This is a genomic window from Ornithinibacillus halophilus, assembly GCF_900129485.1.
GTDB lineage: Bacteria > Bacillota > Bacilli > Bacillales > Amphibacillaceae > Ornithinibacillus > Ornithinibacillus halophilus.
Genome location: NZ_FQVW01000006.1, coordinates 16,336 through 33,634 on the forward strand (window position 1 = coordinate 16,336; position 17,299 = coordinate 33,634).

12 protein-coding genes are annotated in these 17,299 nt (G+C 38.2%); all 12 read left to right on the plus strand.

Features of this window, described 5'->3' with window-relative positions; genetic code table 11:
- The first annotated feature begins 494 nt into the window (after positions 1–494).
- The 12 genes from purL to ligA all read left to right on the plus strand — a co-directional run bounded on the left by purL (position 495) and on the right by ligA (position 17,299).
- Complete coding sequence (purL, locus tag BUB12_RS04630; RefSeq protein ID WP_072888556.1) at positions 495–2,711, plus strand: phosphoribosylformylglycinamidine synthase subunit PurL; 2,217 nt, start codon at positions 495–497, stop codon at positions 2,709–2,711.
- A complete protein-coding gene (gene purF / locus BUB12_RS04635) occupies positions 2,696–4,105 on the plus strand; it encodes an amidophosphoribosyltransferase (protein ID WP_072888558.1) in 1,410 nt (469 codons plus the stop codon). The genes purL and purF overlap by 16 nt, the downstream gene beginning before the upstream one ends.
- Positions 4,106–4,120: 15 nt before the next feature.
- Positions 4,121–5,143 carry a phosphoribosylformylglycinamidine cyclo-ligase gene (gene purM, locus BUB12_RS04640; RefSeq protein WP_072888560.1) on the plus strand — a complete coding sequence of 341 codons (1,023 nt, stop codon included), beginning with the start codon at positions 4,121–4,123 and terminating at the stop codon, positions 5,141–5,143.
- Positions 5,136–5,711 (plus strand): phosphoribosylglycinamide formyltransferase, encoded by a 576-nt coding sequence (gene purN, locus BUB12_RS04645; RefSeq protein WP_072888562.1) that lies wholly within the window; start codon positions 5,136–5,138, stop codon positions 5,709–5,711. Before purM ends, purN begins: the two co-directional genes overlap by 8 nt.
- Complete coding sequence (gene purH / locus BUB12_RS04650) at positions 5,708–7,240, plus strand: bifunctional phosphoribosylaminoimidazolecarboxamide formyltransferase/IMP cyclohydrolase (protein WP_072888564.1); 1,533 nt, start codon at positions 5,708–5,710, stop codon at positions 7,238–7,240. The genes purN and purH overlap by 4 nt, the downstream gene beginning before the upstream one ends.
- Positions 7,241–7,253: 13 nt before the next feature.
- Positions 7,254–8,516, plus strand: coding sequence for a phosphoribosylamine--glycine ligase (gene purD, locus BUB12_RS04655; RefSeq protein WP_072888566.1), 1,263 nt, complete (start codon positions 7,254–7,256; stop codon positions 8,514–8,516).
- Positions 8,517–8,876: 360 nt separating this feature from the next.
- A complete protein-coding gene (locus BUB12_RS04660; protein WP_072888567.1) occupies positions 8,877–10,616 on the plus strand; it encodes an adenine deaminase C-terminal domain-containing protein in 1,740 nt (579 codons plus the stop codon).
- Between the two features lie 51 nt (positions 10,617–10,667).
- Positions 10,668–11,747, plus strand: a complete 1,080-nt coding sequence (locus tag BUB12_RS04665; protein WP_072888569.1) for a DUF3048 domain-containing protein — start codon at positions 10,668–10,670, stop codon at positions 11,745–11,747.
- 12 nt (positions 11,748–11,759) lie between these two features.
- Positions 11,760–12,056, plus strand: coding sequence for a YerC/YecD family TrpR-related protein (locus BUB12_RS04670; RefSeq protein ID WP_072888571.1), 297 nt, complete (start codon positions 11,760–11,762; stop codon positions 12,054–12,056).
- A 291-nt stretch (positions 12,057–12,347) separates the two neighbouring features.
- Positions 12,348–13,046, plus strand: coding sequence for a heptaprenylglyceryl phosphate synthase (gene pcrB, locus BUB12_RS04675; protein ID WP_072888651.1), 699 nt, complete (start codon positions 12,348–12,350; stop codon positions 13,044–13,046).
- The gene (pcrA, locus tag BUB12_RS04680; protein WP_072888573.1) at positions 13,043–15,280 is read left to right on the plus strand and encodes a DNA helicase PcrA; all 2,238 of its coding nucleotides are present in this window, start codon (positions 13,043–13,045) and stop codon (positions 15,278–15,280) included. The genes pcrB and pcrA overlap by 4 nt, the downstream gene beginning before the upstream one ends.
- A gap of 12 nt (positions 15,281–15,292) precedes the next feature.
- Entirely contained in the window at positions 15,293–17,299 is a 2,007-nt protein-coding gene (ligA, locus tag BUB12_RS04685) for an NAD-dependent DNA ligase LigA (RefSeq protein ID WP_072888575.1), read from the plus strand.

Sequence of the window (17,299 nt, forward strand, 5' to 3'; positions counted from 1 at the left end):
GCCAAGAAGGACATCGGAAGCATAATCATCGCATGAAGGAGATTTTTCTTTATTTCCGAAGAGTCTCCGTGTATTTCCTCCACTGGTATTGTAGTAATTGTACTAAATAATTTTGATAATTATTGCAATATTGAAGGTTGATTGGAGAGGAGGGCAGTCGACTCCTTGAAAATGCATTTCCATTTGCATTTTCTGCGTGCGATGTTTCTCTGACGTAGCCTTCCTTGTCCTGTGGGAACAGCACGTGTCCGAAAACCCCAAGTGATGCACCTGCGTCTACTAGTATTTCTAAGAAGTTAGCTTCCTCGGTGCAAGGCAGCTATGAAGCCTAATCAAGTAGTAGCCTGGCTGAGGCCGTGCCCACGGAAAGCGACTGTCCGTAGCGGAAATCAACTTAGCTGACAAACTCTAGTTTATTCAAATGAAATTAAAATTCCTATATAGGAAAAGTCAATTTCTAATACATACCAAAACGAATCGGAGGGAATCCGTTTATGTTACAAACCCATGATATTAGCCCAGAACAAATTGAAAACGATAGATTGTATCAAGAAATGGGTCTTACCGACCAAGAGTATGACATGATTAAACGTATACTTCAGCGCCGCCCAAATTTTACAGAGACAGGTATTTTCTCTGTAATGTGGTCGGAACATTGTAGTTATAAAACATCTAAGCCACTACTGAAGAAATTCCCAACGAAAGCTCCTCATGTGTTGCAAGGACCAGGAGAAGGAGCAGGAATTATTGATATTGGCGATAACCAAGCTGTTGTATTTAAAATAGAAAGCCATAACCATCCATCAGCAGTGGAACCATATCAAGGAGCGGCAACGGGTGTTGGTGGAATTATCCGTGATGTATTTTCCATGGGAGCTCGTCCAATTGCCTTAATGAACTCACTGAGATTTGGGAATTTAACGTCAGAACGAGTAAAGTATTTATTCTCAGAAGTTGTAAATGGAATTGCTGGATATGGCAATTGTGTTGGTGTGCCAACAGTAGGTGGAGAAGTGCAGTTTGACGATAGTTACGAGGATAATCCACTAGTTAATGCGATGTGTGTTGGGTTAATTAATCATGATGAGATCCAAAAAGGAATTGCGGCAGGTGTTGGTAACTCGATTCTTTATGCAGGTGCACCAACTGGTCGTGATGGCATTCATGGGGCGACATTTGCATCCGATGATTTAGCCGAGGATTCAGCTAAGGACCGTCCAGCTGTTCAAGTTGGCGACCCTTTTATGGAAAAACTATTAATTGAAGCATGCTTAGAAGTTATTCATTCTGATGCACTAGTCGGAATGCAAGATATGGGGGCAGCAGGTCTAACATCTTCAGCTAGTGAGATGGCCAGCAAGGGTGGAACAGGAGTCGAGATGGACTTAGACCGTGTTCCTCAACGTGAACAAAACATGAACGCTTATGAGCTTATGCTTTCAGAATCACAAGAGCGTATGTTGTTAGTTGTGAAAAAAGGCCGGGAACAAGAAATTATCGATATTTTTAATAAGTACGGTTTAGAAGCAGTAAATGTAGGTCAGGTCGTGGAAGAGAAGGTATTTCGTATTAAGCAACATGGTGATATACAAGCAGAGATTCCAGTAGATGCATTGGCAGAGGAAGCACCGGTTTATCATATGCCTTCAAAGGAAGCAAATTATTATAAAGAATTTCAGAATATTCAGTGCAACGTTCCGGTAGTAGAAAATCATGCCAGCGTACTGAAAGAACTTTTACAACAGCCAACGATCGCTAGTAAAGAATGGGTGTATGACCAATACGATTCCATGGTTCAAACGAATACGGTCGTAGCTCCTGGATCCGATGCTGCTGTTATCCGTATAAAAGGAACAGAAAAAGCATTAGCAATAACGACAGACTGTAATTCTCGCTATATTTATTTAGATCCTGAGACAGGTGGGAAAATTGCTGTAGCAGAAGCAGCGCGAAACCTTATTTGTTCAGGTGCAAGGCCTTTAGGGTTAACGGATGGCCTAAACTTTGGAAATCCAACTAATCCAGAAGTCTTTTGGCAAATGGAAAAAAGTGTAGAAGGAATGAGTGAAGCTTGTAAAGTTCTTGATACACCAGTAATTAGTGGGAATGTATCTTTGTATAATCAATCCAAAGGGAAAGCTATTTTTCCTACACCAATTGTTGGGATGGTAGGTCTACATGAATCAGTAAATCATATTGCATCTAGTTACTTTCAAGAAGCTGGCGACCTTATTTATGTTGTTGGAGAAACCAAGCAAGAGTTCGGTGGAAGTGAATTACAAAATCTGTTGAATGGTCAGTATACAGGTAAAGCACCAGAGATTGATTTAGATATCGAGAAAAAACGTCAAACCCAAATCCTCCAAGCAATCCAACGTGGAATAATTGCATCTGCACATGATGTATCTGAAGGAGGATTAGGAGTTGCACTTGCTGAGAGTGTGTTTAATGAAAAAGGACTTGGATTTGAAGTAGATATAAGTGGGGATATGACTGTAGCTTTATTTAGTGAATCCCAATCTCGTTTTCTATTAACGATTAAACCTGAACAACGCGAACAATTTGAAGAAATGGTAGAAGATGCAACTTTAATAGGAAATGTAACCTCTGATGGAATGATGAAGTTTCAATCAGAAAGCGTTTCGATTAAAGAAAGTGTGGAGGAACTTTATATGCTTTGGAAAGGAGCTATTCCATGCTTGCTGAAATAAGAGGGTTAAACGAAGAGTGTGGTGTGTTTGGCATATGGGGGCATGAAAAAGCTGCAGAGATCACCTACTATGGTCTTCATTCCTTGCAGCATCGTGGCCAAGAAGGAGCAGGTGTAGTAACAACAGATGGTGAGCAATTAAAGCTTCATAAAGGACAAGGGCTTGTCAATGATGTGTTTAAAAGGGTGGATTTTTCCAAGCTTAGTGGCCATGCAGCAATTGGGCATGTACGGTATGCCACCCAAGGCGATCGCACCATTGATAATGTTCAACCTCTACTGTTTCACTCTCAAACGGGAAGTGTGGCTTTAGCACATAATGGAAACATCATGAACGCTTATGCCCTTAGAGGCGAATTGGAACGAGGAGGAAGTATTTTACAAACTTCCTCCGATACAGAGGTATTAGCTCACTTATTAAAGCGAAGTGAGGAACCTGATACCAAAGCAGCACTTAGTGAAGCACTGTGCAGATTAGTTGGGGCATACGCTTTTGTTCTTTTACAAGAAGATAAAATGTATGTAGCCCTGGATCCTAGTGGTTTAAGACCATTATCAATTGGGAGATTAGGTGATGCATATGTGGTTGCCTCTGAAACCTGTGCATTTGATATTATCGGTGCAACATATGAACGGGAAGTGTTACCAGGGGAGTTAATTACTATTAGTGACACTGGGATTGAATCGACTAGATTTGCAATTCAAGAGCAACGAAGCCTTTGTGCGATGGAATATGTTTATTTTTCAAGACCGGATAGTGATTTAAATAATGTCAATGTTCACGCCTCACGGAAGAAAATGGGGATTGAATTGGCAAAAGAATCACCAGTAGAAGCAGATATTGTCACAGGTGTTCCAGACTCTAGTATTTCAGCTGCCATTGGATTTGCAGAGCAAAGTGGAATCCCTTATGAAATTGGCCTCATAAAAAATAGATACATAGGGAGAACATTTATCCAACCGTCACAGGAATTACGTGAGCAAGGTGTAAAAATGAAACTATCTCCAGTGAGAGGAATTGTCGAAGGAAAACGAGTCATTATGATTGATGACTCCATTGTAAGGGGAACGACGAGCAAACGAATTGTTCGAATGCTAAAAAAAGCTGGAGCTAAAGAAGTCCATGTGAGGATCGCTTCTCCTGCAATTACAGACCCTTGTTATTACGGAATTGATATGTCGACGAAACAAGAACTCATTGCTGCTAATTATTCATTAGATGAAATCGGTAAGTTAATTGGAGCAGACAGTATTGCATATTTGTCTGCTAAAGGTTTAGAGAAAGCAATCGTGGAGAGGAATTCCCTAAATCAAGGAATTTGTATGGCGTGTATGACTGGAGAGTATCCAGTTAGAGATATCGACCAAAAAGAGTTTTCCTACACTAGATGTTGAAAAGAGGGTGTCAAGATGTCGAACGTGTATAAAGAAGCAGGTGTGGATGTAGAAAAAGGCTATGAAGCTGTCGAACGAATGAAGAAACATATCGCAAAAACGAATCGTCCTGAAGTACTAGGTGGTATCGGTGCATTTGCTGGGTTATTTGATTTATCTGCTTTGGATGTTAAGGAGCCGGTATTAGTTTCAGGAACGGATGGTGTAGGAACAAAGCTGAAACTTTCATTTCAGCTGAATAAACACGATACAGTTGGAATTGATTTAGTTGCAATGTGTGTCAATGATATTGTGGCTCAAGGTGCAAAACCACTGTTTTTTCTAGATTATATTGCTTGTGGAAAAAATGAACCTGTCATGATTGAACAAATTGTATCAGGTGTTACTAATGGATGTGTTCAATCTGGTGCTGCCTTAATAGGAGGAGAAACAGCAGAAATGCCTGGGATGTATGATGAAAATGAATACGATCTAGCAGGTTTTGTAGTTGGTGTAGCAGAAAAACAAAACATCATTACAGGTTCATCTATTGGTACTGGCGATATGGTTATTGGTTTACCATCAAGCGGAATTCATTCGAATGGGTATTCATTGGTTCGTAAACTAGTAGAAGATAAGGAACTAGCATCGACCTATGATGGATTCTCAAAACCTCTTGGAGAAGTTTTACTGACTCCAACAAAAATTTATGCCAAGGCAATAGAAGGGTTAATGAAAGAAGTGAACGTAAAGGGAATCTCTCATATTACAGGTGGTGGATTCTATGAAAATATTCCAAGAATGTTGCCTGCTGGATTGGGTGTTACCTTAGATTCTACGAGTTGGGAAGTACAAGAGGTATTCCGATTTTTACAAGCGATAGGAAATATTGCAGATGAAGACATGTACGGAATATTTAATATGGGAATAGGAATGATCATTGTCGTAAATGAAGCGGATGTAGAAAAGGCGTTACAGGTTCTTCATGCAAATGGGGAAAATGCGAAGTTAATTGGTCAGGTTATTGATAAAGAGGGAGTGCATTTCCGCCATGAGTAAAGTTCGAGCAGCCGTGTTTGCATCAGGAACAGGAAGCAATTTTCAAGCAATGATGGAAACAGAAAACCTTGCCTGTGAAATTACCCTTTTAGTTTGTGATAAACCAGGTGCATCCGTTCTGGAGAAAGCGAAAAGATTCAATGTTCCAACCATAGTTTTTGATCCCAATATGTATTCAACAAAGGAAGAATATGAACTGGAAGTACTTCACGTTTTAAAGGAAGCAAAGATTGACTGGATTTTCTTAGCAGGTTATATGCGAATTGTTGGACCAACGTTGCTTCAAGCATATGATGGGAAAATGATGAATATCCATCCATCCTTGTTACCACAGTTTCCTGGAAAAGATGCTATTGGGCAGGCATTTCGTGCAGGAGTTGAAACAACTGGAGTAACAGTGCATTACATTGATGAGGGGATTGATACTGGTCCGATCATTGATCAAGTAGAAATTAAAGTACATAAAAATGATACAAAAGAATCGTTACAAAAACGAATTCAAGAAGTAGAACATCAATTATATCCTGCTGTTATAAATGATGTTTTAAGTAAAGGAGTTAAGTCATGAAAAAGCGTGCATTAATTAGTGTTTCTGATAAACAAAATGTCGTAGAGCTCGCAAAAGGATTAGTAGAACTTGATTATGAAGTCGTTTCAACAGGTGGAACATTGCGTGTGCTTCAGGAAGCAGGGATACCTGCTGTTGCAATTGATACCGTTACTGGTTTTCCTGAGATTTTAGATGGACGTGTCAAAACATTGCACCCAAATGTTCATGCAGGGTTGCTTGCAAAACGAGATAATGTAGCGCATCGACATCAGCTGGAAGAAAACAATATCTATCCAATCGACATAGTCGTTGTCAATTTGTATCCATTTAAAGAGACGTTACAAAAGCAAGGGGTATCCCAAGATGAAATGATCGAAAACATTGATATTGGTGGACCGACCATGCTACGAGCGGCGGCCAAAAACTATCAAGATGTAACGGTCATAGTTGAACCATCCGATTACCAAAACGTTTTACAACAGCTGCAGTCTGGGGAGTTAAATGAAAATAATCGGATGAATTTAGCTGCTAAAGTTTTTCGTCATACAGCAAATTATGATGCGCTAATTGCAAATTATTTTTCGGAACAAACAGGAGAGTCCTTTCCTGAAAATTATACGATGACCTATGAAAAGGTGCAGACACTTCGGTATGGAGAAAACCCACATCAGGAGGCAGCGTTTTATAAAAATCCATTACATAAAGGAACTAGTCTAGCGACAGCAAAACAATTACATGGGAAAGAGCTTTCTTACAATAATATTCAAGATGCGAATGCTGCAATTGAAATAGTAAGTGAATTTATTGAGCCAGCTGCAGTAGCCATAAAACATATGAACCCATGTGGAATTGGGGTTAGAGATTCTATTAGTGAAGCTTTTCAAACGGCATTTGATGCGGACCCAATCTCCATTTTTGGTGGGATTGTTGCTTTAAATCGGGAAGTAGATGTAGATACAGCTAGACAACTAAGTGAGATTTTTCTTGAAATTGTCCTTGCACCGAGTTTTTCAAACGAAGCGTTAAATATACTTACACAAAAGAAAAATATTCGTCTATTGGAAGTAGAGTTAATTCCGGATGAAAGTTCACAACATAAATTTACGACAGTAAGTGGAGGGGTATTGGTCCAACATAAGGATGACGGCATGATACAAGAAGAACAGGTAACAGTGGCAACAAAAAGAGAACCTACTGAACAAGAGATGATGGATTTATTATTTGCTTGGAAGGCTGTCAAACATGTGAAATCCAATGCGATTGTTCTAGCAAAAGATAATCAAACGGTAGGAATTGGTGCTGGTCAAATGAACCGTGTAGGAGCAGCAAAGATTGCTATCGAGCAAGCAGGTGAAAAATCACATGGGGCAGTAATGGCATCAGATGCATTCTTCCCAATGCCAGATACTGTTGAGGCAGCAGTAGAAGCAGGGGTTACGGCGATTATTCAACCTGGTGGTTCTAAGCGAGACCAAGATTCTATTGATGTTTGTGACCAACATGGAATTGCCATGGTATACACAGGAATGCGTCACTTTAAACATTAAGAGGGGGCAAATGATGAATGTATTAGTGGTTGGTCGTGGTGGACGTGAACACAGTATGGTTCAAAAACTGGCAGAAAGTAAGACAGTTAATGAAATATATGTTGCACCAGGAAATGCTGGAATGGATGAAGCAACACGGGTTCCTATTGATGAAAGTGAGATAGAGAGATTAATTGATTTTGCAAAGGAAAAGCAAATTGACATGACAATAGTCGGCCCGGAAAATCCCCTCATGTTAGGGATATCCAATCGTTTTCGTGAAGAAAACCTACCTATCTTCGCACCAACAAAAGAAGCGGCACTTATTGAAGGAAGTAAGGATTTTGCAAAAGCTTTTATGACAAGACAAGGTATACCTACAGCTTCTTATCAAACCTTTACTGATGTAGAAGAGGCAAAGTATTATGTAAGAACTAAAGGTGCGCCTATCGTAATAAAAGCAGATGGTCTAGCAGCCGGAAAAGGTGTCGTCGTTGCAGAAACTGAAAGGGATGCACTACAAGCGATTGATGAAATGCTCGTTTCGAAATGTTATGCAGATGCAGGCACAACAATTGTAATTGAAGAGTTTTTAGAGGGAAGAGAATTTTCTTTAATGGCATTTGTTCATGGGAGTAACGTTTATCCAATGATTCCAGCTCGTGACCATAAACGCGCTTTTGACAATGATGAAGGACCAAATACTGGTGGAATGGGCGCGTATGCTCCTGTCCCGGATATTTCAGAGGATATCATCACTAATACAACAAAGGAAGTTCTACAAAAGGCAGCCGATGGACTTGTAAGTGAAGGAAGAAGTTTTACAGGTATTCTTTATGCTGGTTTAATGATGACAACTAGTGGGCCTAAAGTAATTGAATTTAATGCACGTTTTGGTGACCCTGAAACACAAGTTATCCTTCCATTATTGAATAAAGATTTCTTACAAGTGATCGTTGATGTCTGTCATGGAAAGGACCCTGAACTACAATGGGAGGATAAAAAATGCCTTGGAGTAGTTGTTGCAGCACAGGGTTACCCAGCAACCTATGAAAAAAATATTCCTATTCCTAACCTTGATTGTGAAGAAACATTTGCAGCGTATGCTGGTGTAGACCAAATTGACAATAGGCTTGTGTCCAACGGTGGGCGCGTAATGTTAGTCGGTGCCAAAGCAACCACTTATCATCAGGCATTTGATGCTGTATACAATCAGTTGAATAATATAGGAGACTCTAGCAAGCTCTTTTATCGAAGTGACATAGGAAAGAATTGTAAAGAAGACGCCCTTGTGTGAAGTAAGGGCGCCTTTTCTTGTGGGCTTGATGAATCCTCATTCCTTTATTTATTGAAAATCACAGCTATTTAAGGGGTTATGTAATCCTCATTCCGTTAATGCACTTCTCCTACCTCAATTAGCATAGTTTTATAGCATATAACGGAACCATAATCCGTTTGCTACTAAAAAGTAGTTCTTTTTAGCTGAATAACGGAACCAGGGACCATCTCTATAACTAGTGAATCCTAATTCCCTTATTGAAATAAAAAAGCCATTTATTGACTTCACAAATTTTTCACTTTATTTAACGAAAACTTTACAGTAATAAAGTGTGAAATATGATACAATTATAAAAATGAAAATTTGGAGAGTTGCCATATGCTAGATAAAGGGTACTGGAGAAATTATGAATTAAGAAAACATGTAAAAGTAATAGATGGTATGGTAGCACCGACATTGGTATTAACAAATGCTACATACTTAAATGTATATACAAAACAATGGTTAGAAGCTAATATATGGATTTACGAAGAACGCATCGTTTATGTAGGGGAAAAACTTCCGAGCAATGACCAAGGAACAGAAATCGTGGATTGCACTGGAAAATATATCGTGCCGGGCTACATGGAACCTCATGCCCATCCATTTCAATTATACAACCCTGAAAATTTAGCTCATCATGCAGCAAAGTTTGGTACAACAACATTAATAAATGATAATTTGACGTGGCTTTTATTATTAAATAAAAAGAAAGCGTTTTCTATAATTGAGGAATTTAATAAAATACCAGTATCCATGTATTGGTGGTCCCGTTTTGATCCACAGACGACATTGCAAGATGAAGATTCTATTTTCAATACAAGGGATATGATGGACTGGATATCTCATCCTTCCGTAGTACAAGGAGGAGAACTAACAGCATGGCCAAGTGTGTTAGCTGGTGATGATAGATTACTATATTGGATGCAGGAAACAAAGCATCTATTGAAGCCAATTGAGGGACATTTACCAGGGGCGTCAGAAAAAACATTAACAAAAATGAAGTTACTAGGTGTTAGTGCTGATCACGAATCTCTTTCAGGGGAGGATGTATTAAAGCGTTTAGAGCTTGGATATCACGTTGGGCTGCGGTATTCTTCTATTCGACCAGATTTACCGAGATTAATAGAAGAAATACTAGAAGCAGGTCTAACAACATTTGATAACTTAACAATGACGACCGATGGCGGGACACCTGCGTTTTATGAAAAAGGCTTAATGAATATTTGTATTGAGATTGCTATTGATAAAGGAGTTCCGATTGAAGAGGCGTATCGAATGGCAACGTACAATGTAGCACGTCATTTCCGATTAGATGAACAATTAGGAAGTATAGCTCCAGGAAGAATTGCACATATTAATATTTTACAGGACAAAGCTAATCCTCATCCTGAAAGTGTGTTAGCGAAAGGACAGTGGATTGTAAGAGAAGGAGAAGAACAACCAGTTCCTTCGCTTATTAATTGGGAAAAATATAACATAGGCTCAAAGCAGTTTGATTGGGATTTAAGTATTAATGATTTGCAATTCTCTGTTCCAATTGGATTGGATATGATAAATGATGTCATTATTAAGCCGTATGCTATTGAAACTGACGTTACTATGGATGAATTGCCAAGTAACCGAGAAGATGCCTTCTTAATGTTAATTGATCAGGACGGTCAATGGAGAATTAATACGACATTAAAAGGATTCACAAATAAGCTCGGTGCTCTAGTAAGTTCATATTCACAAACAGGCGACTTAGTTTTTATTGGAAAAAACAAACAAGATATGCTACTCGCTTGGGAGAGAATGAAGGAACTTGGTGGAGGCATTGTCGTAGTTCATAATGGTGAGATATTAATTGAAATTCCACTAGAGTTAGGTGGAAAATTATTTTCTGGTACAATGGGTGAACTCATTGCAAAAGAAAAGCAATTAAAAGAAATACTAAAAGAATTTGGGTATCCATTTGATGACCCAGTTTATAGTATTCTGTTTCTTTCATCCACTCATTTACCGTATATTCGAATTACCCAAGAAGGAATCATTGATGTTAAGAAGAGAAATGTGCTCTTCCCAGCAACAATGCGTTAATCTATAATAAGGATTAAGCACTAAAATCTTTTTATAAAGGTGTTGGGAGATATGAGAAAACTAATCTTACTATTATTTATCGCATTATTCCTTGCTGCGTGTTCCAACGATGAAGAGGTAGCGAAGGAAACAGAATCACCAACAGAAAATGAACAACCACAAGAATCAGAGCAAGAAGAAAATGTAACGGAAGAACCTGATCCAGAACCAGAGTATAAAAATACTTTCCCGCTAACAGGTGTTGGTACAAATGATGAGGTAGATGACCGAATTGTGGGGATAATGATTAATAACCATACGAATGCGAGACCACAAACAGGTTTAAGTCAAGCGGATATTGTCTTTGAACTATTAGCAGAAGGACCAATCACTAGGTTTCTAGCATTATTTCAAAGTGAAAAACCGGATGTAGTAGGACCTGTACGAAGTGCGAGAGAATATTACTTTGATTTGGCTAACCGTTATGGTGCGTTATATGTCTATCACGGTGCTGCTGGATTTGTAAATGAAATGATTTATAATAGAGGGATAGAGTACATTGATGGATATTACCGAGATAATGATGGGCATGCCTTTAAGCGGGAATCCTTTAGAGTAGCACCACATAATTCATATTTTCTAATGGAAAATGTTTATGACGTTGCTGAAAGTAAAGGATACGACGTGAAACGAGAGTACGAGTCATTACCATTTTTAGATGATGAAGAAATCGGTCGTTTATCTGGAGAAGAGGCAAATCATATTGAAATCGTTTATTCCAACAATCCAATGGAAATAGTAGAATTTACATACGATCCTGCATCAGAAAAATATAATCGCTATAATGATAGAGAACAGACAGTTGAACTAGAAACAGATGAGCCAATTGAAGTAGATAATGTTTTTATTATTGAAGCACAACACGCCGTCATTGATGATGTAGGGCGACGAGATATTGATTTATACGCAGGTGGGGATGCCTACCTTATTCAAAAAGGAAAAATTCAAAAGCTAGAATGGGAAAATCGATTTGGCAGGTTAATCCCTGTTAAAGACGGTGAGTCAGTTGGTTTTGTACCCGGTAAAACATGGGTTAATGTTGTTCCGACAAACCCAGGAATGGAACAATCGGTTAAGGTAATGAATGAGTAGGGAGATGGGAACATGCAAATTGATAAGTTAAGGGGAGAGCATTTGGATCAATTATTCGATGCTATTCTTTCTTTAAAAGATAGAGAAGAATGCTATCGTTTTTTTGATGACATTGCAACAATGGGTGAAATTCAATCACTCTCTCAACGACTACAAGTAGCAAAAATGTTAACAGAAGGTCATACATATAGCATGATTGAAAAGGAAACAAAAGCATCTACAGCTACCATCTCACGTGTACGTCGATGCATAAACTATGGTAGTGATGGTTATAAAACGGTACTAGACCGAATGATGGATAAAGAGTAAAAGGTTCAGGGCATGGATAAAACCATGTCCTCCCTTCTATCTAATCATTGTTTGTCACTCCGACCTACAGCATATCTACTTAAAATAACCTCTAGAACTTCGTATTTTGTTAATATGCAAATTCCCCCATATATTTCTACAAAAGAATATTCATATCGCTAAATTCATACTCTGTTTTTTGCTATAATAAAGTGAAACTTCCATTATAATTTTATAATGGAATAGATACGTGTGTAATAATAGGTAAGACATGGGATTTTATATTGGAGGATTGTACCATTGAATATAAATATGAAAGAATGGAAGCACATATTTAAATTAGATCCAGCAAAGGAAATATCAGACGAACAACTTGAACAAGTTTGTGAATCTGGTACAGATGCAGTAATTGTCGGAGGAACAGACAATATAACATTGGACGGTGTACTGGATTTACTTTCCCGTATACGTCGTTATACCGTTCCATGTATACTAGAGATTTCCGATATGGAAGCTATTACACCAGGATTTGATTATTATTTTATCCCAATGGTGATGAATAGTCAGGAGAAAAAATGGCTTATGGATATCCAGCATGATGCCATTAAGCAATTTAAAGATATTATGGATTTCAATGAAATCTTTTTCGAAGGTTACTGTATTTTAAATGAAGAGGCAAAAGCTTTCCAAAAAACAAATTCTAAATTACCAAGTGATGAGGATGTCATTGCTTATGCATATATGGCAGAAAAGGTCTTCCACTTACCAATTTTCTATATAGAATATAGCGGGACATATGGGTCACCTGCATTGGTAGAACAAGTGAAGAATGAATTAAAGGAAACTTTGCTATTCTATGGTGGAGGAATTAAAAATAGCATACAAGCACGTGAAATGAAAGAACACGCTGATGTAATTATCGTTGGAAATAGTTTATATACAGATTTTAAAACAGCTTTGAAGACGGTAAAAGCTGTAAAGAGTTATAACATAGGAAGGTGTATTTTGTGAGTCGAACAATTGGTGACCTAATTAAAGGGTTAAATAAAGAACAACAAGAAGCAGTTAAACATACAGATGGGCCGTTATTAATAATGGCAGGAGCAGGTAGTGGGAAAACGCGAGTACTTACCCACCGCATCGCTTACCTAATGGGAGAAAAAGATGTTTCTCCACGTAATATATTAGCGATTACCTTTACCAACAAAGCTGCAAGAGAAATGAAGGAACGTGTGGCAAGATTAGTTGGACCAGAAGGGGAAAATATGTGGGTATCTACGTTCCACTCCATGTGTGTACGAATATTGAGAAGAGATATAGATCGAATTGGCTTCAGTAGGAATTTCACAATTTTAGATAGTGGTGATCAGCTATCATTAATCAAACAAATTTTGAAAGATAAAAATATTGATTCGAAAAAGTTCGATCCACGAGCGATTTTAGGACAAATTAGTGGTGCAAAAAATGAATTGATTACCCCTGAGAAATTTAGTGAAAGCGTGGGGGATTATTTTAGTAGACAAGTATCAGAAGTTTACACAGAATACCAAAAGAGACTACAAAAAAACCAGTCGCTTGATTTTGATGATTTAATTATGGAGACAATCCATCTGTTTAAACGTGTGCCAGAGGTATTGGAATATTACCAAAGAAGGTTTCAATATATTCATGTCGACGAGTATCAAGATACTAACCATGCGCAATACTTTTTAGTAAAGCAGTTAGCAAGTCGATTCCAAAATCTCTGTGTTGTAGGTGACTCAGATCAATCGATTTATCGTTGGCGTGGCGCAGATATTGGGAATATTTTATCGTTTGAAAAAGATTATCCAACAGCTAGAGCAATATTTTTGGAGCAAAATTATCGTTCCACAAAGTCCATTTTAGATGCTGCCAATAAAGTTATTAATAATAATACAGGTAGAAAACCGAAAAATCTTTGGACTGATAATCCAAGTGGAAATAAAATCAATTACTACCAAGGTACAACCGAACAAGATGAAGCAATATTCATCACCGACAAAATTCAAGAATTGACCTCAAAAGGAGAATTTTCACCGAATGATGTTGCGATTCTATATCGGACGAATGCGCAATCCCGTGCAGTGGAGGATACATTTGTAAAATCTGGTGTAGCCTATCAAATGGTAGGTGGTACTAAGTTCTATGATCGTAAAGAAATTAAAGATATGCTTGCTTATTTACGTCTAATTACGAATCCCAATGATGACATTAGCTTTGAACGAGTAGTCAATGAACCGAAGCGAGGAATTGGGAAGACATCGGTTGAGAAATTACGAGCTTATGCTACTAACCACGATATTTCTTTGTATCAAACAATTTTAGAAGTTGATTTTACAGGAGTATCTAAGAAGGCAGCCAATGCTTTATCTGAATTCGGTACATTAATAAAAACGTTAAGCCAACAGCAAGAGTTTTTGACGGCGACTGATATGGTAGAGGCTGTACTTGAGCGAACTGGCTATGAACAAATGCTGAAAAATGAACGCTCCATTGAGGCGCAGAGCCGATTAGAAAATATAGAAGAGTTTAAAACCGTAACACAGAAGTATGAAGAAACAAGCGAGGATAAGACATTAATTGCCTTTTTAACAGACTTAGCTTTAATTGCAGACATTGACCGTGTGGATGAAGAAGAGAGCCAAAATGAAGAAAAAGTAACGATGATGACTTTGCATGCTGCCAAAGGGTTAGAGTTTCCAGTTGTATTTTTAATTGGTATGGAAGAGAATGTTTTCCCTCATAGTCGTTCGATGTTTGATGAAGAGGAAATGGAAGAAGAACGACGATTAGCATATGTGGGAATTACGAGAGCAGAGAAACAACTTTTCTTAACTCATGCGAAAATGCGTACCCTATTTGGACGTACGAATATGAATCCTATTAGTCGTTTTATTAATGAAATACCTGAAGAACTGATTGAAGGAATTGAAGAAGTGAAAACATCAATGTTCGGTTCCAAACCTTCTCCAACAGCTTCACCATTTGGCAAACCGAAAATTCAAGAGGCACCTGTTAAACGGAAAGCCCAAAAACAAAAATCAACTGGTGCTGAAAATGAAACGTGGAAGCCAGGGGATAAGGCTAGTCATAAAAAATGGGGTGTTGGTACGGTTGTGAAGGTTCAAGGTGAAGGAGATTCAATGGAACTTGATGTTGCATTTCCAGCACCAACAGGTATCAAACGATTATTAGCTAAGTTTGCACCAATAACGAAGGAGTAAGGGGTGCTTAAAATGGATCAACAACAAGCAAAAGAAAAAATAGCTTCGTTAAGAGAATTGTTAAATCAATATGCACATGAATATTATGTAATGGATAAGCCTACAGTTCCGGATGCTGAGTATGATCAAAAGCTTCAAGAATTACAAGAACTTGAAGAACAATTTCCAGAGCTTATAACTTCTGACTCTCCTACCCAACGTGTGGGAGGAGAGCCACTGGAAGGATTCCAGAAAGTACAACACTCTATTCCAATGCTCAGTCTTGGGAATGCATTTAATGAACAAGACTTAAGAGACTTTGCGAAAAGGGTGAGCCAAGGAACAGAAAAAGAATTAACTTTTGTCTGTGAACTAAAAATAGATGGATTAGCAATTTCTTTGTTGTATGAAAATGGTCAGTTTGTTCGTGGTGCTACACGTGGTGATGGTTCTACAGGGGAAGATATTACAAGTAATCTTCGTACGATTCGAAGCATTCCTCTTTCAATTAAGGAAAAGGAAAGAATAGAAGTACGTGGAGAGGCTTACATGCCACACAAATCATTTCTAGCTCTAAATAAAGTAAAAGAGGAAAATGGGGAAGAGCCATTTGCAAACCCTAGAAATGCAGCAGCAGGGTCATTACGACAGTTGGATCCTAAAATAGCTGCCTCTAGAAATTTAGATGTATTTTTATATGGGGTTGGTGAGTGGCAAGCAGAAGAATTGCCATCCCACAGTGAACGACTAGAGCGATTAAAAGAGCTTGGCTTTAAAACAAATCCAGAATGGAAAAAGTGTCAAACCATCGATGAAGTTTTAGAATATGTCGCATACTGGACGAACGAACGACCAAATTTAAATTATGAAATCGATGGGATTGTAATTAAAGTAGATGATTTAGAAACACAGGATGAGCTAGGATTTACAGCTAAGAGTCCTAGATGGGCTATTGCTTATAAGTTTCCAGCTGAAGAGGTCGTTACAACATTAACTGATATCGAACTAAGTGTTGGAAGAACTGGAGTCATTACTCCAACAGCTATTCTTGACCCAGTTAGGGTAGCAGGTACTACGGTGCAACGTGCTTCTTTGCATAACGAAGATTTGATTCGTGAAAGGGATATTCGAATTGGGGACACAGTTGTTGTCAAAAAAGCTGGCGATATAATTCCAGAAGTTGTTCGTGTCGTACCTGAAAAAAGAAAAGAAAACTTAAAGGAATTTCACATGCCAAAAAAATGTCCTGCATGTGGGAGTGAGTTAGTTCGTTTAGAAGAGGAAGTAGCGTTAAGATGTATAAACCCTAATTGTCCTGCCCAATTACAGGAAGGCCTTATTCATTTTGTTTCTAGAAATGCGATGAATATTGATGGACTCGGTGAAAAAGTAATCAACCAACTTTTCCAAGAAAAATTAATTCATACAATTGCTGACATCTATCGTCTAGAACGAGAAGAGTTATTAAAACTTGAAAGAATGGGCGAAAAGTCAGTGGATAATTTGTTGAATGCTATTGAGGTTTCAAAGGAAAACTCATTAGAAAGATTATTGTTTGGACTAGGCATCCGTTTCATAGGTGCAAAAGCGGCTAAAACGTTAGCAGAAGAATTTGAATCAATGGCTAATCTACAAAAAGCTACTTATGAAGACCTCATTGCCATCGATGAGATTGGTGAAAAAATGGCAGACGCAGTTGTACAGTATTTTTCAGAAGAAAAGGTTACTGACTTAATTAAGGAATTAAACGAATTAGGCGTTAACTTGGAGTATAAAGGTGTTAAGCGCTCTGAAACGGTAGATGAATCATCTGTCTTTAATGGGAAGACGGTTGTTCTAACAGGGAAGATGGAGAAATTTACTCGTTCAGAAGCGAAAGAAAAAATAGAAGCATTAGGTGGATCTGTAACAGGAAGTGTCAGTAAGAAGACTGATATTTTAATTGCTGGGGAAGATGCAGGTTCAAAATATGAGAAAGCAGTGAAACTAGGAATCACGATTTGGGATGAACAACAGCTAGTGGATGTGCTAGAAGACTAA

Bases quoted from the DNA above. Each gene is read 5' to 3' on its own strand.
- purL (WP_072888556.1), top strand. From the start codon at position 495: ATGTTACAAACCCATGATATTAGCCCAGAACAAATTGAAAACGATAGA.
- purF (WP_072888558.1), top strand. From the start codon at position 2,696: ATGCTTGCTGAAATAAGAGGGTTAAACGAAGAGTGTGGTGTGTTTGGC.
- purM (WP_072888560.1), top strand. From the start codon at position 4,121: ATGTCGAACGTGTATAAAGAAGCAGGTGTGGATGTAGAAAAAGGCTAT.
- purN (WP_072888562.1), top strand. From the start codon at position 5,136: ATGAGTAAAGTTCGAGCAGCCGTGTTTGCATCAGGAACAGGAAGCAAT.
- purH (WP_072888564.1), top strand. From the start codon at position 5,708: ATGAAAAAGCGTGCATTAATTAGTGTTTCTGATAAACAAAATGTCGTA.
- purD (WP_072888566.1), top strand. From the start codon at position 7,254: ATGAATGTATTAGTGGTTGGTCGTGGTGGACGTGAACACAGTATGGTT.
- BUB12_RS04660 (WP_072888567.1), top strand. From the start codon at position 8,877: ATGCTAGATAAAGGGTACTGGAGAAATTATGAATTAAGAAAACATGTA.
- BUB12_RS04665 (WP_072888569.1), top strand. From the start codon at position 10,668: ATGAGAAAACTAATCTTACTATTATTTATCGCATTATTCCTTGCTGCG.
- BUB12_RS04670 (WP_072888571.1), top strand. From the start codon at position 11,760: ATGCAAATTGATAAGTTAAGGGGAGAGCATTTGGATCAATTATTCGAT.
- pcrB (WP_072888651.1), top strand. From the start codon at position 12,348: ATGAAAGAATGGAAGCACATATTTAAATTAGATCCAGCAAAGGAAATA.
- ligA (WP_072888575.1), top strand. From the start codon at position 15,293: ATGGATCAACAACAAGCAAAAGAAAAAATAGCTTCGTTAAGAGAATTG.